This window comes from Lacticaseibacillus sharpeae JCM 1186 = DSM 20505, assembly GCF_001436225.1.
GTDB classification, from domain to species: domain Bacteria; phylum Bacillota; class Bacilli; order Lactobacillales; family Lactobacillaceae; genus Lacticaseibacillus; species Lacticaseibacillus sharpeae.
Genome location: NZ_AYYO01000010.1, coordinates 43,625 through 70,179 on the forward strand (window position 1 = coordinate 43,625; position 26,555 = coordinate 70,179).

General features: G+C 54.8%; 24 protein-coding genes and 1 riboswitch. Of the genes, 23 read left to right on the forward strand and 1 reads right to left on the reverse strand.

Annotated features, from left to right (window positions below):
- Nucleotides 1-75 precede the first annotated feature (75 nt).
- The 4 genes from clpB to FC18_RS02815 all read left to right on the forward strand — a co-directional run bounded on the left by clpB (nucleotide 76) and on the right by FC18_RS02815 (nucleotide 4,653).
- A complete protein-coding gene (gene clpB, locus FC18_RS02800) occupies nucleotides 76-2,688 on the forward strand; it encodes an ATP-dependent chaperone ClpB (RefSeq protein ID WP_056975413.1) in 2,613 nt (870 codons plus the stop codon).
- 124 nt (nucleotides 2,689-2,812) lie between these two features.
- Nucleotides 2,813-3,001 carry a 50S ribosomal protein L32 gene (gene rpmF / locus FC18_RS02805; RefSeq protein WP_054676030.1) on the forward strand — a complete coding sequence of 63 codons (189 nt, stop codon included), beginning with the start codon at nucleotides 2,813-2,815 and terminating at the stop codon, nucleotides 2,999-3,001.
- 137 nt (nucleotides 3,002-3,138) lie between these two features.
- On the forward strand, nucleotides 3,139-3,684 hold the full coding sequence (locus tag FC18_RS02810; RefSeq protein WP_054676033.1) for a DUF1836 domain-containing protein: 546 nt from the start codon (nucleotides 3,139-3,141) through the stop codon (nucleotides 3,682-3,684).
- A gap of 123 nt (nucleotides 3,685-3,807) precedes the next feature.
- Nucleotides 3,808-4,653, forward strand: coding sequence for a hypothetical protein (locus tag FC18_RS02815; RefSeq protein ID WP_054676035.1), 846 nt, complete (start codon nucleotides 3,808-3,810; stop codon nucleotides 4,651-4,653).
- Between the two features lie 88 nt (nucleotides 4,654-4,741).
- On the opposite strand, the gene FC18_RS02820 is transcribed toward FC18_RS02815, so the two are convergent.
- Nucleotides 4,742-4,924: a YjzD family protein gene (locus tag FC18_RS02820; protein ID WP_054676036.1), complete on the reverse strand. Its 183-nt coding sequence runs from the start codon at nucleotides 4,922-4,924 to the stop codon at nucleotides 4,742-4,744.
- 244 nt (nucleotides 4,925-5,168) lie between these two features.
- On the opposite strand from FC18_RS02820, the gene FC18_RS02825 reads away from it, so the two are divergent.
- The 19 genes from FC18_RS02825 (at nucleotide 5,169) to FC18_RS02915 (ending at nucleotide 26,549) form a co-directional block, all read left to right on the forward strand.
- A complete protein-coding gene (locus tag FC18_RS02825; protein ID WP_056975414.1) occupies nucleotides 5,169-8,444 on the forward strand; it encodes a DNA polymerase III subunit alpha in 3,276 nt (1,091 codons plus the stop codon).
- A gap of 112 nt (nucleotides 8,445-8,556) precedes the next feature.
- Nucleotides 8,557-9,516 carry a 6-phosphofructokinase gene (gene pfkA / locus FC18_RS02830; protein ID WP_054676045.1) on the forward strand — a complete coding sequence of 320 codons (960 nt, stop codon included), beginning with the start codon at nucleotides 8,557-8,559 and terminating at the stop codon, nucleotides 9,514-9,516.
- Between the two features lie 64 nt (nucleotides 9,517-9,580).
- Nucleotides 9,581-11,347, forward strand: a complete 1,767-nt coding sequence (gene pyk, locus FC18_RS02835) for a pyruvate kinase (protein WP_054676048.1) — start codon at nucleotides 9,581-9,583, stop codon at nucleotides 11,345-11,347.
- 219 nt (nucleotides 11,348-11,566) lie between these two features.
- Nucleotides 11,567-12,436, forward strand: a complete 870-nt coding sequence (locus FC18_RS02840) for a S1-like domain-containing RNA-binding protein (protein WP_056975415.1) — start codon at nucleotides 11,567-11,569, stop codon at nucleotides 12,434-12,436.
- 14 nt (nucleotides 12,437-12,450) lie between these two features.
- Nucleotides 12,451-13,332 carry a site-specific tyrosine recombinase XerD gene (gene xerD, locus FC18_RS02845; RefSeq protein WP_054676051.1) on the forward strand — a complete coding sequence of 294 codons (882 nt, stop codon included), beginning with the start codon at nucleotides 12,451-12,453 and terminating at the stop codon, nucleotides 13,330-13,332.
- Between the two features lie 62 nt (nucleotides 13,333-13,394).
- On the forward strand, nucleotides 13,395-13,763 hold the full coding sequence (locus FC18_RS02850) for an N-acetyltransferase (protein ID WP_225353613.1): 369 nt from the start codon (nucleotides 13,395-13,397) through the stop codon (nucleotides 13,761-13,763).
- A 2-nt stretch (nucleotides 13,764-13,765) separates the two neighbouring features.
- A complete protein-coding gene (locus tag FC18_RS02855; RefSeq protein WP_054676054.1) occupies nucleotides 13,766-14,497 on the forward strand; it encodes a segregation and condensation protein A in 732 nt (243 codons plus the stop codon).
- 14 nt (nucleotides 14,498-14,511) lie between these two features.
- Nucleotides 14,512-15,099 carry an SMC-Scp complex subunit ScpB gene (scpB, locus tag FC18_RS02860; protein ID WP_054676057.1) on the forward strand — a complete coding sequence of 196 codons (588 nt, stop codon included), beginning with the start codon at nucleotides 14,512-14,514 and terminating at the stop codon, nucleotides 15,097-15,099.
- Complete coding sequence (locus tag FC18_RS02865; protein ID WP_054676060.1) at nucleotides 15,092-15,817, forward strand: pseudouridine synthase; 726 nt, start codon at nucleotides 15,092-15,094, stop codon at nucleotides 15,815-15,817. Before scpB ends, FC18_RS02865 begins: the two co-directional genes overlap by 8 nt.
- 68 nt (nucleotides 15,818-15,885) lie before the next feature.
- A riboswitch (FMN riboswitch) is annotated at nucleotides 15,886-16,003 on the forward strand.
- Nucleotides 16,004-16,126: 123 nt separating this feature from the next.
- Nucleotides 16,127-16,702 carry an ECF transporter S component gene (locus FC18_RS02870; protein WP_054676062.1) on the forward strand — a complete coding sequence of 192 codons (576 nt, stop codon included), beginning with the start codon at nucleotides 16,127-16,129 and terminating at the stop codon, nucleotides 16,700-16,702.
- A gap of 282 nt (nucleotides 16,703-16,984) precedes the next feature.
- Entirely contained in the window at nucleotides 16,985-17,794 is an 810-nt protein-coding gene (locus FC18_RS02875; protein ID WP_156660856.1) for a YpbB family protein, read from the forward strand.
- Nucleotides 17,795-17,797: 3 nt separating this feature from the next.
- Complete coding sequence (locus FC18_RS02880; protein WP_056975417.1) at nucleotides 17,798-19,210, forward strand: RecQ family ATP-dependent DNA helicase; 1,413 nt, start codon at nucleotides 17,798-17,800, stop codon at nucleotides 19,208-19,210.
- A gap of 60 nt (nucleotides 19,211-19,270) precedes the next feature.
- Nucleotides 19,271-19,876, forward strand: a complete 606-nt coding sequence (locus FC18_RS02885) for a LysM peptidoglycan-binding domain-containing protein (RefSeq protein WP_054676070.1) — start codon at nucleotides 19,271-19,273, stop codon at nucleotides 19,874-19,876.
- A gap of 95 nt (nucleotides 19,877-19,971) precedes the next feature.
- Entirely contained in the window at nucleotides 19,972-20,634 is a 663-nt protein-coding gene (cmk, locus tag FC18_RS02890) for a (d)CMP kinase (protein WP_056975418.1), read from the forward strand.
- 85 nt (nucleotides 20,635-20,719) lie between these two features.
- Nucleotides 20,720-21,988, forward strand: a complete 1,269-nt coding sequence (gene rpsA, locus FC18_RS02895; protein ID WP_054676076.1) for a 30S ribosomal protein S1 — start codon at nucleotides 20,720-20,722, stop codon at nucleotides 21,986-21,988.
- A 71-nt stretch (nucleotides 21,989-22,059) separates the two neighbouring features.
- A complete protein-coding gene (gene der, locus FC18_RS02900) occupies nucleotides 22,060-23,367 on the forward strand; it encodes a ribosome biogenesis GTPase Der (RefSeq protein WP_054676079.1) in 1,308 nt (435 codons plus the stop codon).
- Between the two features lie 231 nt (nucleotides 23,368-23,598).
- Nucleotides 23,599-23,874: an HU family DNA-binding protein gene (locus FC18_RS02905; protein WP_054676083.1), complete on the forward strand. Its 276-nt coding sequence runs from the start codon at nucleotides 23,599-23,601 to the stop codon at nucleotides 23,872-23,874.
- Between the two features lie 173 nt (nucleotides 23,875-24,047).
- Nucleotides 24,048-25,313, forward strand: a complete 1,266-nt coding sequence (locus FC18_RS02910; protein WP_054676086.1) for a tetratricopeptide repeat protein — start codon at nucleotides 24,048-24,050, stop codon at nucleotides 25,311-25,313.
- 54 nt (nucleotides 25,314-25,367) lie between these two features.
- On the forward strand, nucleotides 25,368-26,549 hold the full coding sequence (locus tag FC18_RS02915) for a CCA tRNA nucleotidyltransferase (protein ID WP_054676090.1): 1,182 nt from the start codon (nucleotides 25,368-25,370) through the stop codon (nucleotides 26,547-26,549).
- Nucleotides 26,550-26,555: the final 6 nt, after the last annotated feature.

Here is a 26,555-nt window from a genome sequence, read left to right on the forward strand (position 1 = left end):
TGCAAGTTGGTATAATTTGCATTGTAAATGGGCGCACCAGGCGCCACAGTTCGTGATTTTGAGGAGGACGAATGTATGAATCCAGATAAATTAACTCAGGCAGTTACCGAAGCACTGAACGGTGCGCAGCAGATTGCCCAAACGCGGCACCACCAAGACATCGACATTCCGCACTTGTGGCGGACCTTGGTGCAGCCGAATGAATTGACTGCCCAGATCTACACGGAGTCGGGGATTAACCTGCCGCAGCTCAATCACGTCATTGATGCGGAACTGGACAAGATTAGTGTGGTCGAAGGCGTCGCCAACTGGGGCCAGAACATGGGCCGTAACCTGTACCAACTGTTCCAGGATGCCGACAAGGTGCGGGCGGAATTACAGGACCAGTTTATCGCGACCGATACGTTGGTGCTGGCCCTCATGCGCCAGCAGTACAACCCCATCGCCGAATTTTTGACCAAAAACGGGGCGGACGAGAAGCAACTACGGAAGGTCATTGACGGCATTCGTGGCGGCCAGCACGTGACGAGCCAGACGGCGGAAAACCAGTACCAGGCGCTCAAGAAGTACGGGACAGACCTGGTTGCCGAAGCGCGCTCGGGCAAGATGGATCCAATCATCGGTCGGGACGAAGAAATCCGCAATGTAATTCGCATTCTGAGCCGCAAGACCAAGAACAACCCCGTGCTCATCGGGGAACCAGGGGTCGGGAAAACCGCGATTGTTGAAGGCTTGGCCCAACGTATCGTGCGCCAGGACGTGCCGGACAACCTCAAGGACAAGACCATCATCAGCCTCGATATGGGGGGCCTCATTGCGGGAGCGAAGTACCGTGGTGAGTTCGAAGAGCGCCTGAAGTCCGTGCTCAATGAAGTCAAGAAGAGTGAAGGCCAGATTTTACTCTTCATCGACGAAATCCACACGATTGTGGGCGCCGGGAAGACTGAGGGGTCCATGGATGCCGGCAACCTGCTCAAGCCAATGCTGGCCCGCGGGGAATTGCACCTGATTGGGGCCACGACGCTGGATGAATACCGCGAGAACATCGAAAAGGACAAGGCCCTGGAGCGCCGGTTCCAAAAGGTGCTGGTTCAAGAACCAAGCGTGGAAGCCACCATCAGTATTTTGCGCGGCCTCAAGGAACGGTTCGAAATTTACCACGGCGTCCGCATTCACGACGCGGCGCTAGTGTCCGCGGCAACGTTAGCCAACCGTTACATCACCGACCGTTTCTTGCCCGACAAGGCGATTGACTTGGTCGACGAGGCTAGTGCCAACATCAACGTTGAGATGAATTCGCGCCCAACCGAACTGGATGTGGCCGAACGGAAGCAGATGCAGCTCGAAATCGAGGAGCAGGCCCTGAAGCAAGAAACCGATGCGGCTAGTGCGGCGCGCCTCAAGACGACCCAAAGTGAACTGGCGGACGTCAAGGAAGAGGTCAACCGGCTGAAGGCGCAGTGGCAGGCCGAGAAGAAGGACATCAACGCGTTAAACGACAAGAAGTCCGAAATCGAAAAAGCCAAGCAGCAACTCGCTGACGCACAGTCTAAGTACGATCTCGAAACGGCGGCCCGCCTGCAGCACGGCACAATTCCGCAGTTGGAACACGAACTGACTGATTTGGAACAGCAGGACCGGCCGGACACCTGGTTAGTTCAGGAATCAGTGACGCCAGAAGAAATCGCGCAGGTTATTAGCCGGCAAACCGGGATTCCGGTGGCCAAGCTGGTTGAGGGCGACCGTGAAAAGCTGCTCCACCTGAGCGATAACCTGCACAAACGGGTCATTGGGCAGGATGAAGCGGTCCAGGCAGTCAGTGATGCCGTTCTGCGCTCGCGTGCGGGCCTCCAGGACCCGAGCCGGCCACTTGGTAGCTTCATGTTCCTCGGCCCCACTGGGGTCGGGAAAACGGAGCTGGCGAAGGCGCTGGCGGAGAACCTCTTTGATTCCGAAAAACACATGGTGCGGATCGACATGTCGGAGTACATGGAAAAATACAGCGTGTCCCGCTTAGTTGGGGCGGCACCAGGGTATGTCGGTTACGAAGAGGGCGGACAGCTCACCGAGGCCGTGCGCCGCAATCCGTACACGATTGTGCTGCTGGATGAAGTGGAAAAAGCGCACCCGGATGTGTTCAATATTCTGCTGCAGGTGCTGGATGACGGCCGCTTGACGGATGGTCAGGGGCGCACCGTGGACTTTAAGAACACGATTATCATTATGACCTCCAACCTGGGGAGCGAGTTGCTGCTCGACGGGATGGAAGACGGCCAGATTACGCAGGCGACTAAGGACAAGGTGCTGGCTCTCGTGCACAGTCACTTCAAGCCAGAATTCCTCAACCGGATTGACGACATCGTCACTTTCAACCCGCTCAAGCAGTCCGATATTCGCCAGATTGTGGTCAAGGATGTCGCCGGTCTGCAATCAAGATTGCAGGAACAACAGATTACGCTCAAATTCAGTGATCCGGCCCTCGACAAGCTGGCAACAGAGGGTTACCAGCCGACATACGGCGCCCGGCCACTGCAGCGGTTAATCACCGAAAAAGTCGAAACGCCACTGGCAAAAGAAATTATTGCGGGAACAATTTTGCCAAACAGCACGGTAACGGTTGACGTTGACGCCTCAAACACGTTATCATTTGAAGCGCAGGCCAATAATACAACTGCAACGGAACAGTAGTTGGGTGGCGTGAGTTTCACGCAAAAAATGCTTTAATCCGCGTGTTTACACGGATTTGCCTTGCATTTTTTCAAAAGTCCTGTATAGTTAAAAGGAAATCCGAGTAATAAAGGAGTTAATAAACATGGCAGTTCCTGCACGTAGAACTTCAAAGACCAAGAAGCGCATGCGTCGTGGACACATCAAGCTTAATGTGCCTAACTTGCACTTTGATGCTACCACCGGCGAATACCGCGTATCCCACCACGTTTCCCCTAAAGGTTTTTACAAGGGCGAACAGGTTGTTGACACCAAGTCAGACGCTAACGCTTAATTAAAAAAGGTAACACCTCAAATTCGTTTGGGGTGTTCTTTTTTTGGCTGCGTGTCACTTTAACACCTGATGATGTGGTTTTAAAAACTAGCTAGTCTGCTATAATGAAGGCAACAAGAACAGCAGGAGGTTCAATCATGGATGAAGAAGAACGGTTTGATCAGTATCTCACGCGGTTAGCGACCATTAGTTGGCCCCGGTGGTCCGATTTGCCCCAGTTCGACCTGTACATGGATCAAGTGGTGCAGTTCGCCAACGAAATAATTATTCCCGCCGGCTTGGACGAACTCACGCCGACCATGGTGAACAATTACGTTAAGAAGGGGATTATCAAGGCGCCAACCAAGAAGAAGTATTCCCGGAGCCAGCTCGCCAACATCATCGTGGTGGCCATCCTGAAGTCCGTGTTCAATCTGGACACGATTGCGAGCGGCATTAAGTACCAGCTGCTGAACCGGGAATCGCACCAGGCCTATGATGCCTTTATTTTGGCCTTTGCCAGTGCGATTCAGAAGGCGTGCTCCGATTTTCGCGGGGAAGTGGTCATTAGTGGCATCTCCCGTGGGGACACGACTAAGGTGCAGAGCGCGATGGTGAACCTGTCCATCAATGCGGTCATCCAGAAGTTGCTTGTTGAAACGATGACGAAGCTGACTGTACCCGCAAAACCCGAGAAAAAGTAGCGAAAAGTTAAAAATGTGACACTGAGTCGCTTTTTGCTTGCGCGGGCACAGATGGGGCGTTAGACTTGGGCACAGACTATGAATGTGCCAGTGTTGGCGCGAAATTGAAGGATGGATATTGAAATGAAGAAACTATTTACCGCCATGATGGGGCTCGGGGTACTGCTGACCTTGACCGCATGTGGCAACAAGCTCACCACCACGAAGACCACTTACAAGCAAAGCGGCCTCGTTGCCGTCGTCAAGGGCGATGCTAGTGGGAGTGACAAGATTAGTTACAAGATTAACGGCACGACTAAGAAGAGCAAAATCAACGGCGGCACCTTCGCCATCACCATCCCCGTGACCGACAAGCAGCAAAACGTGCAGCTCAAGGTGGTCGACAAGACTGCGACGGTGAAGATTAAGGCGGGGAAGACGCTGGGTAACTACAAGGCTGTTGCCACCAAGTACAACCAGGCTGTTATCGGCAGCGCGTTGCCAGCATCCGTGCAGAAGGCCATGACGGCTAAGCAGCCAACCAAGGCCCAGATTGCGCAGATGACCCCCGTTCAGCAGATGGCGCTGGCAACCAAGGCCAAGGAACTGAAGGCCGAATTTGCTAAAGCAACTGCAGCCACGAAGGATAAGCAGCTTGATGCGACGGCCAAAACGGGAATTACCGAAGTGTTAAGCAACAAGAACGCGGTGATTCGCGCGAACGTTGCGGACAACAAAGTCGTTGGGTTTGCGCTCATTGTTCCCGTTAAGGCGATGAAGAACAAGCAGCAGGCCAAAGAGTTCGGCACGACACTTGCACTGCTGGGGAATGCTGCCGGGGCCAACGCCAAGACGGTCATGAAGAAGTTCGCCAAAGCCGTGAAGGACCAGAACGATTCCCAGACGACGATGAAGACCATTAAGAGCAATGGGGTCAAGTTCGACGTTGGGTTCTCAACTACGAAGCTGTACATTTACCTGACCAAGTAAAATGGAGCACAAAAAAATCTTTCACGCATACACGTGAAAGATTTTTTTGTAAGCTTTAAAGTTTTCGGCGCAACTAGTGACTAGCTAGTTACTTGGTTTCAGCGTCGAAGTGATCGAGAATTGGTGGGATTACGAACAAGATGAGGCAGAAGATCACGCTGAAAATGAGCGACATCTTAGGATCGTAGCTGTTCTGGAGCAGCGCGCCGGCAAGGAAGCCGGTGAGCTGACCCAAGATAATGCCCCAAAAAAGTGTAACTACGTAGCGCATGTGAATCGTCCTTTCTTCGCAGCAGTGCCGAATTAGGGTGCTGTGCATGAAACTATTGTGGGATTTTTCCACTTCTCAGCAATCTTACCACGGATTTTCGGCAATGCAAATGAACAACGATTAAGTTAACGTTTTCGCAACCAGACGTGGGTTGCTTTTGGGATATATCTGCGGCCACCGGGGGCAAATCTGTGCGTCGGGGGCCGAAGACTGCATGCTATAATGTTTAGTGAGGTGGAACGCGATGAGCTTGACACAATTACGGGTAATATCAAGTGCGACGTTGCTGGCCAGCCCAACGCGGGTGGCTGATTTAGTGACGGCGGCCAAGAATAACGGCTACGAGGCGCTGGCGCTGACGGATGTCAACGTCGTTTATAACCTCGTGCCTTTTTATCATGCCGCGATTCAGGCGGGCATTAAACCGCTGCTCGGGATGCAGCTGGCACTCCCAGATGACAACGTGGTGTTAATTGCAGAAAACCTAACTGGTTATCAGCAGTTGCAGAAAATCAGTAGTGCGGTCCAGTTCGACCACCTAACCCTGGCTGAGTTGCCCGAATTCACCGGCTTGGCAGTGATTACGACCGAACGCGGACAGATGTACCACGCATTTGCGGCCGGAGACGGGAACGCAGCGGCCAATGCCGTGCAGCAGTTGGCCGCCAAGCAGCCTGCAAGCATTAATATTGGCGTGCCTGGAGTGCAGCCCAACGCGGATTTGCTTGCTTTTGCCCAACTGCATGACTGGACGCCCGTTGCGCTGGGGGATGTGCGCGAGATTGCGGCAGATGATGACGAAACGCGGCGGGTGCTCGCGGCAATCGCCCAGGACGTGCGGTTAACCCAGGTGGCCGAAGATGCGACGGACTACACCTTGCCGAATTGTGACCTGGTAACGGGAGTCTTGCAGGCTGCTGGTTTGGCCCCCGCGCTGGCGGGGAACGCCGCACTAACGGCTCGCTGCTCGGTGGCGCTGACGGTGCAAGCCCCCGAGCTGCCCGCATTTCCGGTGCCGGCCGGAGCAACAACCGTGCAGTACCTGACGCAGCTGGCCCAAACTGGCTTGGCGGCCAAGTTCGATGGGGCGGTGCCAGATGATTACCAGCAACGTTTGCGCTACGAGTTGCAGGTGATTGAGCAGATGGGTTTTGCCGATTATTTCCTGATTGTGCAGGACGTCATCAAGGCGGCCAATGCGCAGGGGATTATGACCGGTCCTGGCCGTGGTTCTGCGGCGGGGTCACTAGTTGCGTATAGCCTGGGCATCACTGCGGTTGACCCCCTGGAATACGGATTGTTGTTTGAACGTTTTTTGAACCCGAACCGGGGCCAAATGCCCGACATTGATATCGACGTGCAAGATGACCGGCGCGGTGAGGTACTCGAATACATTCAGCAGCGCTACGGTCGCGGGCACACGGCGCAGATTATGGCGACCAGCACGTTTGGGCCACGGCGCGCAGTGCGTGATGTAGCCAAGGTGCTGGGGATGGCCAGTTACGCGATTGACGCGCTCGCACCGGAGATTCCGGGCGCGGCCAGCAGTATTGCGGCGGCCCTGCAGCAGAATCAGCGGCTGCGGGATATGGTGCGGGACGACCAGCAGGTGGCCCACGTGTTGCGCGTGGCCGCGAAGGTGGTCGGTTTGCCCCGCACGATTACGACGCACGCGGCGGGGATTGTGTTATCTGCCCCGCCAATGCTCGACGTGGTGGCCCTGCAACGCAGCGGGGTCGGCATCGGCATTCAGACCCAGGTGACCAAGGAGTATGTCGAACAGCTTGGTTTGCTCAAGATTGACGTCTTGGGCTTGCGGAATCTCGGCATGTTGGTGCGGATGCAGGCCTTTGTCCGCCAACAGTTTGCCGCCGACTTCGACTTGGCCCGGATTCCCCTGGATGACCAGCCGACGCTCGCACTATTTGCGGCCGGCAAAACCACAGGCGTGTTCCAGTTCGAAAGCCGCCCGATGCGCAGTGTGCTGCGCAAAGTGCACCCGCTTAGCTTTGAAGACGTGGTGGCGACCGCAGCGCTGTACCGGCCCGGGCCCATGCAGTACATCGACGAGTTCGCGGCGCGCATGCACGGACGTCAGCCGGTGACCTACCTAACGCCACTGCTGGCGCCAATTCTTGCGTCGACGTACGGAATCATTGTTTACCAAGAGCAGGTGATGCAGGTTGCAAGTAGTGTCGGCGGCATGAGCCTGGCCGCCGCGGATGACCTGCGCCGCGCGATGAGCAAGAAGAAGCAATCCGTGATTGATGCGGGGCGGGCAGAATTTGTCGCGGGCGCCCAGAAACGCGGTGTCAGTGCCGCGGATGCCGAAACCATCTACGGGGACATCGAAAACTTCGCGGGGTATGGGTTTAATCGCAGTCACGCGGTAGCATACGGGATGCTGGCATTTTGGCTCGCGTACATCAAGCAGCACTATCCCGCCGCATTTTTTGCCGTGCAACTCAATGATTCCTTGGGCAACAAGGCCAAGACACAGGTGTTTGTGAACGAAGCCAAGCAGGCTGGAGTCACGATTTTGCCGCCTGATATTAATCTGTCTACCAGTGGGTACCGTTTGGTTAAAGGTCAGATTCAGGTGGGCCTGAGCGCCATTAAGGGTGTGCGCCGAGATTTGATTAATGCGATTGTTGCGGGTCGGGCGAACCGGGAGCCGGTGCAGTCGGTGCAAGAGTTCTTGTTGCGGCTGGACCCCAAGATGCGCACCACTGACGCCATCATGCCGCTGGTGCTGGCCGGCGCTTTTGACCATGTAGCTGTGAATCGGGCGGAGCTAGCCGCAGATTTGCAAAAGATCATCGAGGGGGTCAAGTTCGCTGGTGCTAACGCCACGGGGATGGATATCGCCCTGGCCATCACCAAGAGCGCCGTCCCGCCACTGAGTAATAGCGAGTTAGACGCGCAGACTGCCGCGCAGTTGGGCTTTTATGTGCACGGGCATCCAGTGACCCGCTTTGCCATTCTGAATGGTTTCTTCAACATCGGGCCGCTTGCAAGTGGGCGCAGCGGTGACGTGCTGGTCGTACTGACGGATATGCACGTTATAATGACCAAGAAGGGGACCAAGATGGCCTTTTTGACCGTTCAGGATGAGTCCGCGACCGGTGAAGTGACGTTATTCCCGCAACAATATCTCCAAAGTGGCGCATTGCAGACCGGAACGGTGTACCTGATGCGGGTCCGGCCTGACCGTAATAGCACGAATGATGAGCCCCGAATGATTGCGGAGTCGGTGCGCCCAGCGTCGGCAGTCGTGGCCACCTTGCCCGCACTATTATTTCTGAATCTGGGAATGAAAACAGATGTAAATATGAAAAAAGAAGTCCTCCGCGTCCTAATGCGCAACCACGGCAGCACCCGCGTCTACGTCACCAGCGGGGGAAAGTCGGTTCTCCTTGATCGACGGTATGCCGTGAATGCGAGTGCTGATGTGCTGGGAATTTTACGGACAATGATTGGTGAAAACGCAGTCGCAATTCGGAAGCCTGCGATTGAGTGAGGAAGCCATTAGAAATGTGGTAAATAAGGGCGACTTTATTTCTGAAAAGTGTTAAGCTAACATTTGTGTGGAACGAAAGAGATATCCACGAGTAATCACGTGAGGTGAAACAATGAAACGCATTGGTATTATGACCAGCGGCGGGGATGCCCCTGGCATGAACGCCGCGGTTCGTGCCGTAACGCGTAAGGCCGAACACGAAGGCCTCGAAGCATACGGTATCAACTACGGTTTTGCTGGCCTTCTGGCTGGTGACATCTTCAAGATTGACTCCCGGACGGCTGATGACATTATCAACCGTGGGGGCACAATCCTCTACTCAGCTCGTTTCCCTGAATTTGCTGAAGAACCCGTTCAGCTTAAGGGGATTGAACAGCTGAAGAAGTTTGGCATCGACGCAATTATTGTTATCGGTGGCGATGGTTCTTACCATGGCGCCCTGCGTCTGAACGAACACGGCTTCAACGCTGTTGGTCTTCCAGGCACAATTGATAACGATATTCCATTCACCGACTTTACCATCGGTTTCGACACGGCTTTGAACACTGCGGTTGACGCAATGGACAAGCTGCGCGACACCGCTGCTAGTCACGAACGGACCTTCGTCGTTGAAGTCATGGGCCGCAACGCCGGTGACATCGCAATGTGGGCTGCTGTTGCAAGCGCAGCTGAAGACGTTATTATTCCTGAAAAGGACTTTGACGTTGCTGAAGTTGCCGCAAAGCTGAAGAGCAGCCGGGCACGTGGCCAGAAGCACGCCATCATCGTTTTGGCTGAAGGTGTGATGTCCGCTGCTGAATTCGCCAAGAAGCTCGAACCTTACGGCGACTTCCAGCTCCGTGCAACCACTCTCGGTCACGTTCAGCGTGGTGGTGTTCCTACCGCGTTTGACCGTGTGCTTGCTTCCCGGATGGGTGTCTACGCCGTTGAACTGCTGATGCAGGACAAGGGTGGGGTTGCCATCGGGATTCAGAACAACAAGCTGGTTCAGCACAACATGCTCGACCTGTTTGATTCCAAGCACGAAGCCGACATGGATCTCTACAAGGTTGCTAAGGACCTTGCGTTCTAACCGACTTTTTAAATTGGGTTCTACTGTTTTATAAAAACATTATTTCAAAGGAGCGTTTTCTTTCATGAAAAAGACCAAGATCGTCAGCACACTTGGACCTGCAAGTAACACTACCGACATCATCGTTAAGTTGATTGAGGCTGGTGCAAATGTTTTCCGTTTTAACTTCTCACACGGTGACCACGAAGAACACTTGTCACGTATGAACATGGTTCACGAAGCTGAAAAGATCACCGGTAAGACCGTTGGTATCATGCTTGACACGAAGGGTGCCGAAATCCGGACAACCGTCCAGGACACCCCAACTGGTAAGATTGAATTCCACACCGGCGACGTTGTTCGTATTTCCATGGATGCATCTCTCAAGGGGACCAAGGACAAGATTGCTGTTACCTACCCAGGTCTCTACGATGACACTCACGTTGGTGGCCACGTACTCTTCGATGACGGTCTGTTTGACTGCCTGATCACCGAAAAGGACGAAGCTAACCGCGAACTCGTTACTACCGTTCAGAACGATGGTATCCTTGGTGGCCGTAAGGGTGTTAACGCACCTGGTGTTGCTATCAACCTGCCTGGTATCACTGAAAAGGATGCTGATGACATTCGTTTCGGTCTGGACAACGGTATCAACTTCATTGCTGCTTCCTTCGTACGTAAGCCTCAGGACGTCCTTGACATCCGCGAACTGCTCGAAGAAAAGCACGCTGAATACGTTCAGATCTTCCCTAAGATTGAATCTCAGGAAGGTATCGACAACATCGACGACATCATGAAGGTTTCTGATGGTCTGATGGTTGCTCGTGGTGACATGGGTGTTGAAATTCCTTTTGAACACGTACCACTCGTTCAGAAGTCCCTTATCCGCAAGTGCAACGCTCTGGGCAAGCCAGTTATCACTGCTACCCAGATGCTTGACTCCATGCAGGAAAACCCACGTCCTACCCGTGCTGAAGTTAACGACGTTGCTAACGCCGTATTCGACGGTACCGACGCTACCATGCTTTCCGGTGAATCTGCTAACGGTGAATACCCTGTAGAATCCGTTGCAGCTATGGCTCGCATTGACGAATACACCGAAAAGGCTATGACCGACCAGGATGCATTTGCCCTGAAGAACTACGCTAACCAGTCCGTTACGGAATCTGTTGGCCAGGCAGTTGCACACACTGCACGTAACCTTGGCGTTAAGACCATCGTTGCTGCTACCAACTCCGGTTACACTGCCCGTATGATTAGCAAGTACCGTCCAAAGGCTGACATCCTTGCAATTACCTTCGATGACATTACTCGTCGCGGCCTCATGATCAACTGGGGTGTTTACCCTGTTGTTGCTGACAAGCCAGGTTCAACTGACGACATGTTCGAACTTGCAACCAAGACCGCTACTGACCTTGGCTTTGCTGAAGAAGGCGACCTCATCCTCATCACCGCTGGTGTTCCTGTCGGCGAAACCGGCACGACCAACGTTATGAAGGTGCAGATGATCGGCTCCAAGCTGACTTCCGGTTCCGGTGTCGGCGACCAGACCACCGTTGGTAAGGCTGTTGTTGCAGCTACCGCCGGTGAAGCTGTTGCTAAGATGCAGAAGGGTGACGTCCTGGTTGTTAAGACCACGGACAAGGACTACCTGCCTGCTATCGAAAAGGCTGCAGCCGTTGTTGTTGAAGCCGGTGGCCTTACCAGCCACGCTGCTGTTGTTGGTATCGCAATGGGTATCCCTGTTGTTGTCGGTGCTGAAAACGCAACGACCGTTATCAGCGATGGCCAGGTTATCACCGTTGACTCACGTCGCGGTATCATCTACAAGGGTGCTACTAACGCCCTCTAAGATTTAACCGAGCTTTGTTAAAAAAGGCGGGACATTTATGTCCCGCTTTTTTTGTGCCCGCGTTTTCTGCTGGTGCCGGCAAGGGGAAAATATTTGCTATGCCGGTTGTTTGTTAGTAGAATGTATAAAGGATAAATGGCGGGTGTTGCAGTGTGACACCCGCCATGCTAATTGTTTACGCGTGCCCAAGGGCGCAAAGATAGTGGAGGATACACACACATGGAATTTAACGGTCAGTTCGTTACCGGTAAGGTCTCGGATAAGAACGACGATACGGTATTTGTCCAGTATGCTGGGATTACGATGCCAGTGGCTGCCAGCGAGTTTGACGCAAAGTTGCCGGCTGTCGGGGCTGACGTGACTGGTTTTGCGTACGAGGATGAACACCACCACCCACGCATGACGACCAAGAAGCCAAAGATCAGCGAATCGCAATACGCCTACTGTGAAGTGGTTGCGACGCGCCGGGAACTTGGGGTGTTCGTGGACGCAGGTTTGCCCGATAAGGATATCGCGGTTAGTTTGGACCAGCTGCCCCTTGAAACCTACCTGTGGCCGCAGCGCGGGGACCAACTGATGGTTAAGTTGTCCATCGATAAGAAGGACCGGATGTGGGCGGTGATTGCGGACGGCAGTATCATTAGCCAGCTTTCACGGCGTGCCCGGGCTGATATGCTGAATCAAGATGTCACCGCAACGGTGTACCGCAACAAGATTGTGGGGACTTTTGTCTTCACCGAAGCACACCAGCTCGGCTTCATTCACCCAAGTGAACGCGACGTTGAACCACGTCTGGGCCAGGTTGTCCACGGCCGCGTGATTGGCGTCCGCGATGATGGGGGATTGAACATTTCCCTGAAGCCACGTGCTTTTGAAGCAATTGACGATGACGCCGGCATGGTGCTTGCTGTCCTTGAACACAGCCGTGATGGCAAACTCACCTTGACCGACAAGTCCAGCCCCGATGACATCAAGAAGATGCTGGACATCAGCAAGGGCGCATTCAAGCGGGCCGTGGGGCATTTGCTGAAGGCACGCAAGATTACGCTGCATGACGGCTACATCGAGTTGGTTGATAAGCAGGACTAGAGTGGAGGCATTTAGTGGACGATTTAATTCAAGATTTCGTGCACTACCTGGATGCCGAACGGGGACTGGCGCAGACCACGCAGGATAGTTATGCGCGGGATTTGACCCGCTTTGCCCACTGGCTGCAGGAAGAACATCTACAGGCAGTGCCACAAGACCGGGAAACCTTGGCGGCATTCTTCGACCATGAAGCCACCGAACTCGCCGCAACGAGTATGGCGCGGGAGCAGTCCGCGCTGCGCAAGTTCTACCGCTTTTTGCTCCGCCAAGGTGTGATTAGCGCGAACCCGATGGAACTCATCGATGCGCCCAAGCCCGCCCGCCACCTGCCGACCACGCTGACGATTGCTGAAATCGACCAACTGCTGGCGGCACCGAATATTGCTAAGCCCCTCGGCCTGCGCGACCGGGCAATCTTCGAGCTGATGTATGCGACCGGGATGCGGGTGTCCGAAGTGGTTAATCTGCAGCTAAGCCAGTTGCATTTGCAGTTGCACCTGATTCAGGTCATTGGTAAGGGGGACAAGGAACGTCTCGTCCCCGTTAGTGAGCAGGCATCTAGTTGGGTTGACCGCTACCTCCAGGACGGGCGCTCCCGCCTGGTGCGGGGCCGCGGCCCGGAGAATGTGTTCGTGAACTTTCACGGGCACGAGCTAACCCGGCAAGGCATCTGGAAGAACCTCAAAGCCTACATTTCGGCGGTGGGGATCACTAAGGATGTGACGCCGCACACGTTGCGGCACTCATTTGCCACGCGTCTGCTCGAAAATGGGGCAGATCTGCGCGTGGTGCAGGAGATTCTGGGGCACGCCGATATCTCGACGACCCAGCTGTACACGCACCTGTCCAACGAACATGTGGCCGAGGTGTACCACAAGACCCATCCGCACGGGTAACTGCTTGGACGTTGTTGCGGCCGGCCGGATATGGTAAAGTTTGTTTTAAGTAGGTGATATTAGTGCTAGTAAGATATAAGCGAGACTATCAAAAAATCGCGATGGGTTTCTTGTCTTTTGAACCCGATTTAAAGGACCTCGCGAATCTGAAAACGGAACTGGACCTGTACATTAACGATGAGGGGCACGCCCTTTATCTGTACAAGGAAGAGGCCGACATTAAGTGTAATTTCAGCGGCATCGTGGGGATTGAAACCGGCCCGGACTTCGTGCTGGTGCGGCATCTCGACATGGCGCCGTCTAACCGGACTGATGCCGATTACGCCGCGGTGCTCGATGAGCTAAGTGCCAAGGTTGCGCCGAGCAAGATTATGGGTTCGATTGCGATTACTCCAGTGATTATGCGCTGGGAAGAAGCGAAGAAGGGGTAGCGATGGCCTTAACACTCGTGCTAGATGAGTTCTCCGGCCCACTTGACCTTCTGTGGCACCTGATTAAAGAGAACAAAGTCGACATTTATGATATCCCAATCGCCCGGATCACTGAGCAGTACCTCGCATACTTGCACGCGATGCAAGAGCGGGCGCTCGATGTTGCCGGCGATTATTTTGTTATGGCCGCTAGCCTCATGGCCATGAAGAGCCGGATGTTGCTACCAGAGCCCGAGCTGGACGAAGGCATGGACGAGCCTGACGACCCGCGTGCGGATCTGGTGGCGCAGCTGCTGAATTACCAGGTGTACCAAGAGGCTGCGGGCGAAATGCGGGACTTGGAAAAAAAGCGGGCGGCGTTGTACGCGAAACCCGCGTCGTTGCCGCCTGACGATGTGGTTGCCCCGCTGGCACCAGGGGCGGTGAAACTGCGGGATTTGACCAACGCCATGAACGCGGTGCTGCGCCGGATTGCGTCGACTCAGCAAGTGGTACGACGCATTGAGACCGACAGCGTGTCCCTAGAGGAGCGCATTGACGGGATTAAACAGACGCTCGCGCTGCATGGCCAGTGCCCATTCATCGACCTGGTGAGTGCACCGACAGTTGCCGATGTGGTGACGACGTTCCTCGCCATTTTGGAATTAATGAAGGCCGATGCGATTGTCTGTGAGCAAGAAGATTTGCACGCACCAATTATCGTGTACTTGAACACAGCAGTTGCGACTGCCTAGACGGGAGTGAAACCATGTTTGCAAAGATTGAGGCGATATTGTACGCCGCGGGTGAAGATGGGGTTGATTTAGTTAATCTCGCGCAGATTCTGGGGCTCAGTGTTGCAGCCATGCGCCAGCAGATGGATGCCTTCATCGCGAAGCTGACAGCGGATGCGGATTCTGGCCTCTGTTGCCGGCTCGCGGGGGAAAAATACTACCTGTTGACCAAACCGGAGACTGCCGCGACGCTGCGCCAGTATTTCCAGGGACCACCAGCAACGGGGCTGTCCCAGGCGGCGCTAGAAGTGCTCGCCATCATTGCCTATAAGCAGCCGGTGACGCGCATTGAAATCGATGAAATTCGTGGGGTCCAAAGTTCCGGTTCCCTGCAGACGCTGGTGACCCGCCAATTGGTTGGGGAAGCTGGGCGCCTTGATGCCCCTGGGCGGCCAATTATGTACGCCACCACGCCCGAATTTTTGGATTACTTCGGTCTGAAGCACCTGAGTGACTTGCCCCCACTGCCAGAAACTGGCACCGCACCGGCGGACCCGGAAGACTTGTTTAGCCAGGAACCGTTATTTACGGATTCTGGGGAAACGGAGAATAAAGATGAATGAAGAACGTTTACAGAAGGTAATCGCGGCCGCCGGGGTTGCATCACGCCGGCACGCGGAAGAAATGATTACCGCCGGGCAGGTCACCGTCAACGGGGTGGTTGTGCGCGAATTGGGCACGAAGGTCACGAGCCACGACGAGGTTGCCGTGGACGGGGTGCCGCTGGCCAAGCAGAAGAAGCAGTACTTCCTGTTCTACAAGCCCCGCAGCGTGATTACTGCGGTGACAGATAACAAGGATCGGCGGACCGTCACCGACTTCTTCCCTGAAGTGCGGGAACGGCTCTACCCAGTGGGACGCCTCGACTACGATACGTCCGGCGCGTTAATTATGACCAACGACGGGGACTTCGCGAACATGCTGATGCACCCGAAGTTCAACATCGACAAGCGTTACGTGGCCAAGGTTAACGGGCTGCCAACTGGGGCCCAGCTGCGGCCACTGCGCGACGGCATCACCATTGAGGGCCGCAAACTGGCGCCAGCGCACGCACGCGTGCTCAGTCGCGACCGCGCGAAGCAGACCTCGATTGTGGAACTGGTCATCCACCAGGGATTGAACCACCAAGTCAAGAAGATGCTGAAGGCCGTGGGGTTCCCGGTCCAGAAGCTCGCGCGTGAAGCCATCGGGCCGCTCGAGTTGACCGGTCTGCAGCCCGGGGACTACCGGAAGCTGACCCACACCGAAATCGTTGAATTGCGGAAGTTGGCTGAGAAGTAGTTGCGTGAATACGTGATTGCTGATATATTGGATGTGTAAGTAATTTACTTACAAAAAATAAATAAATGGTTCGTCTTCAGGGCAGGGTGCAATTCCCGACCGGCGGTAAAGTCCGCTACCCGCATTTGCGGTTGACCCGGTGTAACTCCGGGACCGATAGTATAGTCTAGATGGAAGAAGATGGGGCTTATTTGTATTTGCAATGCAATTAAACTACCCGTCACCCTGTTTTTTGGTGACGGGTTTTATTTTTGCTTTGTGCTGCACTTCAATGTCCATTCCAGGGCGAACCACCTGGAGGAATTTGTTATGCGTAATTCTAAGCTACACCGGACTGTCGGGATGGCAGTCCTTGGCGCGATTGGGTACGTACTGATGCTGTTCGAGGTCCCAGTACTCATGGCGTTTCCGTTTTTGAAGTTGGATTTGTCCGACTTAGTGGTGCTGATGGCCTTGCTGCTTTACGGCGTCCAAGGGGCAATCGGTACGGCACTCGTGCGGAGTCTGTTGCATTTTGTCTTAACGGGAGCTGGTCTGGTGAACCTGGTTGGCGATTCAGCCGCGTTCTTTGCCAGTGTTGGGTTGATGTTGCCGCTGGCGCTGGCCATCAAGAATGGCTACAGCTGGAAAAAGGCGCTCGGGGGGCTGATTGCCGGAACGGTTACGCTGACCATCATCATGTCGCTACTGAACCTGGTGCTAATCATGCCGATGTACATGGCCGTGATGAACTTCCACCTCGGTATGAGCACGTTGCGCTATGTGCTCATCGGCGTGGTGCCGTTCAACCTAATCAAGGGCGTTGTCCTGACCGTCGTTTTCTTGGCGGTGGCCAAGGCGATGAATTATTGGCTGGCGAAACACGCAGCAACGCGGCAGGCATAACCTAGCCAAAAACTTTTGCAAAAAATTTCGGGGCTTTTGGGCCTAAATGGCTTAATCTATATGTAGAGGATTTATCTCGCGTGTAGATTAAGCCATTTTTTTGTGAGGTGCGCCGTGCTGCCAGACATTATCATTCAATTATTCGCCAAAACACCCAGGCGCCCAGTCAGCGTGTGGAGCTTGCTGCGCGGGAAGACCACCGCGTCAGTACTTTTTGCTGCGCTCGAATATGATATTTTGCAGTGGCGCAAATTGTTGCCTAACTGCACCCGGAGCGATTTTATGACGGTGATTGATGGCTTCATCAAACGCGGGTTCATGACCGGCGATGCCAGCAACGTGGCGCTGACTAGTGCCGGAATTGCCGCCCAAGCAGCCGCAACGGCGCGCAACCCGCTGCCGCAGCAGTACCAGTACGCCAGCAACGCGCCGATTTTTGGTGACCGGCTGTTTCTTGGTGTGCAGGTGGTGTCTGAAGCTCTTGCCGGAAACAACCGCTACGTTCCCGTTACCAGTGACTGGCAGGTGCAGCGCTGGGTGCGTGCCTGGTACGCACAGGTGCATGCGGATTTGCCGGCAGTTGCTGCTGAATTGACGACGGCATTTGGTCAGTTGCCCGGCGCCACTGCCGACCAGCTAGCGGCCCAGCTCGTGGGTCACGACTACAACGGGCAGGACGGTCAGTTCACGGCGCTGCAGAATCTGGCGGCGATTTCGGCGTTAGCGGCAATCATTGCCCCGCAGCCAGATACGTATCCACTGCTGACCGCATTGTGGGGCGGTCCGCGTGCGCTGGTCAGCGCCAACACGCTTGCCTGCGTGGCCCAAGTTGAGCGGCACGTGGCGCTGGCAGACATTGCCAGAATGATGCGGCGGAAGCTCAGCACGGTGAACGAGTACGTGCAGGTTTACGCGATTTTGGTGCGCCCACTGACGCCGGCACTATTTTTAACTGCGGACCAAATTGCCACGCTGCAGCGGGCGTGGGCGCAGGGACAACGGTCCTACAAGGAATTGCTCGCCGCGGTTCCGGAGAGTGACTTCGTGCCGGTGCGGATTTTCCAAATTTGGCAACTGCGCAAGGGGGTGTGAGTAGTGACGCAACAAATTGAGGCGGCGCTGGCTAAACTAGGGCTGAAAACACTGCGCCCCGGCCAGGAAGAAATCATTAATGGCGTGCTGGCCGGCCGGGATGTGCTCGGCGTCTTGCCAACGGGTGGGGGTAAAACGCTGTGTTACCAGCTGCCGGCACTAATTAATCCCGGCCTAGTGGTAGTGGTTGAGCCCTTGCTGGCGCTCATGCGCGATCAGGTGCTGCGGCTCCAGAGTCTGGGGGCTCGGCGTGTGGTTGCCATCAATTCAACCCTCGCACCAGAAGATACGGCGCAAATCCTGGCGCAATTGGGCACGTTTGATTTTGTGTTCATCGCACCCGAAATGCTGCAGCGTCCAGACGTGCAGGCAGCGTTACGCGCAACGACTGTGCAGTTATTGGTAGTTGATGAGGCCCACTGCATTTACCAGTGGGGCCCAGATTTTCGCCCCGCGTACCTGCAGTTAGGCACCCTGCGTGCCCGCATTCAGCCGGTGAGCGTGCTGGCCCTGACAGCCACCGCCGCGGCCCCGGTACGTGCGGACATCATTACGCAATTGCGTCTGCAAAATCCGGTGGTGGTTGCGCAGAGCGTTGATCGCCCGAATCTGTTCATCGGCGTGGAGCAGCAGCTGACGCAAAGTGACGTGACGGAACGGACACTGCATTTGCTCCAGCAGCTGCAGGGGGCGGCGGTTGTCTACTGTCCAACCCGCAAGCTGGCAGAGACGCTGGCGACTAAGATTAATGCGCACCTGCCACGCCATGCCACCTATTACCACGCCGAGCTTGATAGCCACGCGCGGACGATGCGTGAGCGCCAATTCTTGACTGGGCAAATCGACGTCATGTGTGCGACCAGCGCGTTTGGCATGGGCGTGGATAAGCCGGATATCCGCCTGGTGCTCTATTTGGGCGTGCCCCAGACGTTAACCGAGTACTTCCAGGCGATTGGCCGCGCCGGGCGCGATGGCTTGCCGGCTTACACCGCGTTGCTCTATACACTAAATGACGTGCAGCGGGCCAGCGAGTTTGCCGCCGTTTTGCCCACTGCCGAGGTGATTAGTGCCGTGTACAAGAATCCGCAGGCGTATGCGCACACCACTGATGCGCAGCTAGAACTGATTGCTAGTTATGTCCGACTTGGGTTTCGTCAAAATCAGGTCGAAAAGTTGCTGACGGACCGCCTAGCTACCCGCGCGCAGGGGGTGGCGGCAGTGATTGACTATTTACACACAAAGGGCTGCTTCCGGAACGCGCTCATGACGGCCTTCGATAGTTCTGCGCGCGCTCATGATGAAAATTGTTGTGGTGTGATTTCTGCAAATGCGCGGCTTGAACAGGGCATTACGCCGGTAAAAGATAACGAAATTAATGGATGGCGGAACGTTTTTAAACAGATTTTTATGAACTAACGCTGGTTGTGGCGGTTCCATGTGCTACAATGAATCCAGACAAAATAGGGAGGCATTGTTGTGCCAAAGCGACCAACAGATAAAGACAACGCCAAAAAAATCCAGCAGCCATCTGAAGAGCCCTGGAATAAACAGTTTGAAGACGACCGTGACGATGACGGTAGCTTTTCACGTGTACAAAAACGCAAGCATACGCGGGGGAATACCATTCTAACCACCACCCTGGTTGTGGTGCTCGTTTTGGTAATGATGATTCCGATTTTGTGGAAGGCCATCAACGAGAAGATGAAGAACGCGGGTAGTGACCCAACGCGCATCTCCGTCACCACGAAGACGAGCTCATCGAAAAAAGCTTCCAGCAGTTCCGCCAGCTCCAAGGCCAGTTCATCGAGCAAGGAAGCTTCTTCTTCCAGCGTCACGGATGACACTTCGTCAACCGCATCCAGCAAGCAGGAAGCATCCTCTGCAAGCAGTGAATCCAAGGCGTCTTCTGCCAGCAGCACATCTTCTAGCGCTGCTGCCACTGGCACCTACACCGTTAAGGCTGGCGACAACCTGTACCGGATTGCCGCGAACCACGGGATGACGCTCAGCGAGATCCAGCAGCTGAACGGGATGGGCAGTAGCATCTCGATTACGCCTGGCCAGGTATTGAAGGTCAAGTAGTAATCCTGTTAAAATAGTAACGAATGGGGCGGGATAATCTCCTGCCCTTAATTGTGTGCAAAAACATGCGCACTGATAGATACTTGGAGGTTATAATGCAGATTGCAATTGATGGCCCGGCAAGTGCCGGCAAGAGTACCATTGCCAAGTTAGTGGCCAAAAAGCTCGGTTACGTATACTGTGACACGGGCGCGATGTACCGGACGGTGACACTGATGGCGCTCAGGAGCAACGTGGCCCCTGACGACGCGGTCAAAGTGACGGCACTGCTGCCACAGCTTGAATTGAAGTTTGTGCCGACTGCTGATGGCCAATTGGTCTACATGAACGGCGAGGATGTTTCCCTGGCGATTCGCCAAGAAGACGTCACGAACAACGTGTCCGCCGTGTCCGCGATTCCGGCAGTGCGCACGGATTTGACCCAGCGCCAGCGCGATATCGCCGCGGAGGGCAACATCGTGATGGATGGCCGTGATATCGGGACCACCGTGTTGCCGCATGCCGAACTCAAGGTGTTCATGGTTGCCAGTGTGGCTGAGCGTGCACGCCGGCGGTTCTTGGATAACAAGGAAAAGGGCATCGACGTTTCAATCGCGACGCTTGAGGAAGAGATCGCGGCGCGGGACCACAAGGATTCCACGCGCGCAACTTCACCATTGCGGCAGGCAGACGATGCCATCTTGCTCGACACGACGAGCATGACCATCGATGAAGTGGTCGCAAAAATTATGGCACTGCACGCAGAACGCGAACGTTAAAACTATTTCGCTCAAGCAGTGGTATTTCAGTTGAATTTCGGGTATACTAGCATTTGATGATAGTCGTTAAGGAGGATTTTTTGGCATGAGTGAAAACAGCGTAAACCCAGAAACAATGGCAGACGCTCTGAACAGCGTCAGCACGGTTAAAGTCGGTGACGTGGTCAAGGCAGAGGTTCTTGCAATCGAGGACAAGCAGCTGACAGTCGGCATCGAAGGCACCGGTGTTGAAGGGGTTGTGCCACTTAAGGAATTAAGTACTCAGCCAGTCGATGATATTCACACGGAAGCTAAGATCGGTGACGAACTCGAGCTCGTGGTTATTAGCACGATTGGTAAGGATAAGGAAAACGGGCAGTACCTGCTTTCCAAGCGCCGTCTGGAAGCCCAGAAGGTATGGGCAGACATCCAGAAGGAATACGAAGCTGGTAACACCATTACCGCACCTGTAACTTCCGTAGTTAAGGGTGGTTTGGTTGTTAACGCCGGCGTCCGTGGATTCGTACCTGCATCCATGGTTGCAGACCACTTCGTTGAAGACCTGAACCAGTACAAGGGTCAGGAACTCGAATTCAAGATTGTGGAAATCGATGCTACGGAAAACCGTCTCATCCTTTCCCACCGTGCAGTTATCGAAGCAAGCAAGGCTGAAGCCCGCAAGGAAATCTTCGCTAAGCTCGCTGTTGGTGACGTTCTTGAAGGTAAGGTTGCACGTCTCACCAACTTTGGTGCGTTCGTTGACCTTGGTGGCGTAGACGGTCTTGTCCACGTTTCCCAGATTTCCTTCGACCGTGTTGACAAGCCAAGCGACGTTCTGAAGGTTGGCCAGGAAGTTAAGGTTAAGGTTCTCAATCTCGATGAAGAGAAGAACCGCATTAGCCTTTCCATCAAGGCTGCTCTCCCAGAACCTTGGGATGACATCGAAGACAAGGCTGCTGAAGGTTCCGTACTTACCGGTACCGTTCGTCGCCTGACCAACTTTGGTGCATTCGTCGAAGTATTCCCAGGTGTTGAAGGTCTGGTTCACATTTCCCAGATTTCACACGAACACATCGGCACACCTCAGGAAGTTCTGTCTGAAGGTCAAGAAGTGCAGGTTAAGGTCCTTTCTGTTGACCCATCCGCACACCGTCTGCAGCTTTCCATCAAGGCGCTCACTGAAGCACCTGCTGGTAGCAACGACAACAACAACGACCAGCCTCGTCGGAACAACAGCAACAACAACCGTGGCGGCCGCGGCCGTCGCAACGAAGGAAGCCACACCCAGATCCCAGCTGAATACCAGCAGGATGACTCCGGCTTCTCTCTTGGTGACATTCTCGGTGACGCACTCAAGGACGCCGCTAAGGACTAAACCTAAAGCACATTAATTGCAGAAAAGTTGAGCCTTGGCTCAACTTTTTTGTTTGGAAGGAAGGGATACACATGAGTTTGCCAACATTGGCAATTGTCGGCCGCCCAAATGTAGGTAAGTCGACCATCTTTAACCGCATTGTCGGGACGCGCCAGGCGATTGTTGAGGATACCCCGGGTGTTACCCGTGACCGTCTGTACGGTCGCGCCACCTGGCTTGCACGTGAATTCGCTGTGATTGATACCGGTGGGATTGATATCGGTGACGCACCACTTGTGACCCAGATTACGGAACAAGCGGAAGTCGCAATTCAAGAAGCTGACGTCATTTTATTCATTGTGAACGTGGAAAACGGGGTAACTGACGCTGACGAACGCGTAGCCCAAATACTCTACCGTGCGGACAAGCCAGTTGTGCTCGCCGTGAATAAGGTCGACAACGCGGAACGACGCAACGACGTCTTCGATTACTACAGCCTTGGCTTTGGCGAACCACTGCCGCTGTCTGGGACCCACGGGATTGGTCTTGGGGACGTGCTGGATGCCGTCTTCGCGAACTTCCCTGAAGAAGAGGACAACGAGGACGATGACTCCATCAAGTTCTCCCTGATTGGCCGGCCTAACGTCGGTAAATCTTCGCTGGTGAACGCGATTCTCGGGGAAAACCGGGTGATTGTGTCCGACATGGAAGGGACCACACGTGATGCCATCGACACGAAGTTCAGTGCAAACGACGCCGACTTCACGATGATTGATACTGCCGGACTCCGGAAGCGGGGCAAGGTTTACGAAGCGACCGAAAAGTATTCGGTACTGCGGGCCATGCGGGCGATTGATCGCTCCGACGTCGTGCTCATGGTGCTGAACGCTGAAGAGGGGATTCGCGAACAGGACAAGCGGGTTGCCGGGTACGCACATGAAGCGGGCCGGGCCATCATCATCGTCGTGAACAAGTGGGATACGATTGAGAAGGACAACCACACGATGGCGGACTTCGAAAATCTCATCCGGTCTGAGTTCCAGTACTTGGATTACGCACCAATCGTGTTCGTTTCGGCGAAGACGCACCAGCGTTTGACCAACCTGCCCGCACTAATCTTGCAGGCAGCGGAAAACCAGTCCCGCCGAATTCAGAGCAGCGTCTTGAACGATGTGCTGAACGAAGCATTACTGGTCACGCCAACGCCAACCGTCAACGGGAAGCGCCTGCGCATTTACTACATGACGCAAGTGGCCATCAAGCCACCAACGTTTGTTGTATTTGTGAACGACCCCGATTTGCTCCATTTCTCCTATCAGCGTTTTCTCATAAATCAACTGCGGGATACGTTCGACTTCACGGGGACCCCAATTCATCTAATTGCGCGTAGTCGGCAATAGGGCGGCGCACAAAGTTTTTGGCTAGTTATTACATTTTTTGTGACAGATATGTTTTATTTCGCAAAAATACTAACAAAAAACGCTTAAACCCTTGATACGACGCCGTTCCTGTGATATTTTAATGATTGAAATGGTGATGCTTCGGTTTTCATTATTTCCTCATTCTTGAACCACACATTTAAGTGGGCATGTTTGGGTGTTCACGCATCTAATCTACGGAGGTGAAATAATATGGCTAACAAAGCAGAGCTTATCGAAAGCGTTGCTACCTCAACTGGCTTGACCAAGAAGGACGCTACAGCTGCAGTAGATGCAGTTTTCGCATCCATCCAGGACAGCCTTTCTAAGGGCGACAAGGTACAACTGATTGGTTTTGGTAACTTCGAAGTACGCGAACGCGCATCTCGCAAGGGCCGCAACCCACAGACCGGTGCCGAAATCGAAATTCCTGCATCTAAGGTTCCAGCATTCAAGCCTGGTAAGGCATTGAAGGACGCCGTTAAGTAATTGACGGATTGCAGAATTCAAGTAAGACTCGCAGACCGCCTTCGCGGATTGCGAGTCTTTTTGTGTTTGTGTGTGCGCCCAGTAGCCGGTGCTAGGAAATGGGGCACTTTTGTTGTAATGTATTAAGTGGACGTTTAATCGGATAATTGTTAATCGAATGAGGAGGTCACCGCATGAACTACGCTGAACAAATGCTCGACGCGCTCGAAAAGGGGAACGTGGATCAGGCCCGCACCCTGTTCAAGCAGGTGCTGGACAACGAGAACGACGAAACCAAGTATAATCTCGCGGAAGAGCTGTACGCCATGGGCTTCACGGGTCAGGCTAAGCGGTTGTACCAGGAACTGCTCGGCCACTACCCAGATGACGGCGACGTGCTGACCGCGCTGGCCGATATTGCCGTTTCCGACGGTGATACGGATCAGGCAATCAGTTATCTGGACCGTGTGCACGAGGACAACCCCGCATACGTGCAGGCACTGATTGCGGCGGCCGATGTGTACCAGACTCAGGGACTCTATGAAGTGAGCCTGCAGAAGTTGACCACGGCGCGGGAGCTGGATCCAGACGAACCCGTCATCATCTTTGCTTTGGGTGAACTGCAGTTTGACTGGGGCCATTTTGCCCAGGCTGCGGCGGCGTACTTGGAACTGCTTGACGGCGGCGAGATGAACATCGCGGGCGTGAACGTCCGCTTGCGCTATGCGGAGAGTCTGGCGCAGACCGGTCGTTTTGAAGATGCCATCAGTGTTTACCAAGAAGTCGGTGAAGACACGCTGCCGATTGCGGACCGGTTTCAAATCGGGGGCCTGTACGTTCAGGTCGAAGAATTCCAGCGCGCCGCGGATGCTTTCCAGGCCGTGATTGATGCGGATGCCAGCTACACCAACGCATACTTGCCATTGGCTCAAGCACAGCGCAAGTTAGGCCAACCAGATGCGGCCCTGCTGACGATTCAAAATGGGCTGGCCCAAGACGATACGAACCCCGAGCTCTACAGCGTGGGGGCCGAGTTGGCTTTGGCCCAAGAAGACGACGAGCTGGGCGAACGGTACCTGCGCGCGGCGCTCAAACTGGATCCAGAAAACCAGCATTACGTCCTGGCGTGGTCGAACTTCCTGCTGCACGCTGGTCGGGACCAGGAGAACATCGACTACCTGGACAGTCTGGATGCTGGTGGGGAGAGCGATCCCCAGTTGTACTGGAACCTGGCGCGCGCGTACGAGCGGGTCGAAAATTACGCGGACGCGCGGGCGAACTACTTGCTCGCATTCCGGACGTTCCAGGATCAGCCGGCGTTCCTGCGGGAAATTGGCGCCTTCTTCCGGACAACCGGGGCGCGCGCAGAAGAAACAGCGGCGCTCACCCGGCTGGTTGCCATGCAGCCAGATGACCTGGATGCCCAGGACCGCTTGGACGAACTCAAGGACGAAAACTAGCCTGCTGGCCCCACTTGTGGGCCGACGGTTACGGATTATGTTAGGAGGATTCTCGTGCACGTTGATTTAACCCATCCAGAATTTCAGGCGGCCATTCCGATTCTGCAAAAGATTGAGGCGGCCGGTTTTGAAGCCTATTTTGTTGGCGGGTGCGTTCGGGATGCACTCCTTGGTTTGCCGATTCATGACGTCGATATTGCGACTTCTGCTTATCCCCAAGAGGTGAAGGCGATTTTTCGCCGCACCGTGGATACTGGCATTCAGCACGGGACGGTGATGGTGCTCGACCACGGCACCGGCTACGAGGTGACGACTTTCCGGACGGAATCAACCTACCAAGACTTCCGCCGGCCAGATGCAGTCACCTTCGTGCGGTCGCTAAAGGAAGACCAGTTGCGCCGTGATTTCACCATTAACGCACTGGCGGCACGGCACGACGGCTTGATTATCGATAATTTCAACGGCTTAGCAGACCTCGATGCGCACCTGCTACGGGCGGTAGGTAATGCCCAGGACCGCTTCCACGAAGATGCGTTGCGCATGATGCGGGCGGTGCGGTTTGAAAGCCAGCTGGGCTTTACGCTCGAAGCAGCCACGGCCCAGGCACTGGCGGATAACGCATCCCTGCTGCAGCACATCGCGGTTGAACGGATTGCGACCGAGTTTACGCGCCTGCTGCTGGGGATTAACCGCGCGGCGGGTTTAAGCAGCATGTTGCAGGCCGGCCTGTACACGTACTGTCCGCTCTTAGTGGGGCACAAAGCGGAATTAAGCCGTCTGCAAGCGCTGGACTCCCGGCAGATTAAGCATGAGGATGTGGCCTGGACGTTGCTCACGGCCGTTTTAGGCGTCAAGCCAGTGGCGTTCATGAAGGCCTGGAAGCAGCCTAATGATTTGACCGGCACCGTTGATCATGCCGTCAAGTTGCTGCCGGCATTACTTACGGGGACGGCGGATAACCTGGCGCTCTTTAATGCGGGCGCGGCGAGCGTTTCGGCGGCCATTGGTGCGGCAAGTTACCTGCAGCCCGGTTTTGCCGCGGCTGCTTGGCAGGCGCGCTACCAGGCACTGCCAATGCACACGGCCAAAGACTTGGCGCTGACGGGACAAATGCTGCTGGATGCGGGCATGCAGCCAGGACCACAGCTCGGCCGGGCACTAGCGCAGGCACGAACCGCCGTCATTAGCGGCCAGTTACCCAACGATGCGGCTGCCCTGCTTGCGGCGGTGAAATAGAATGGA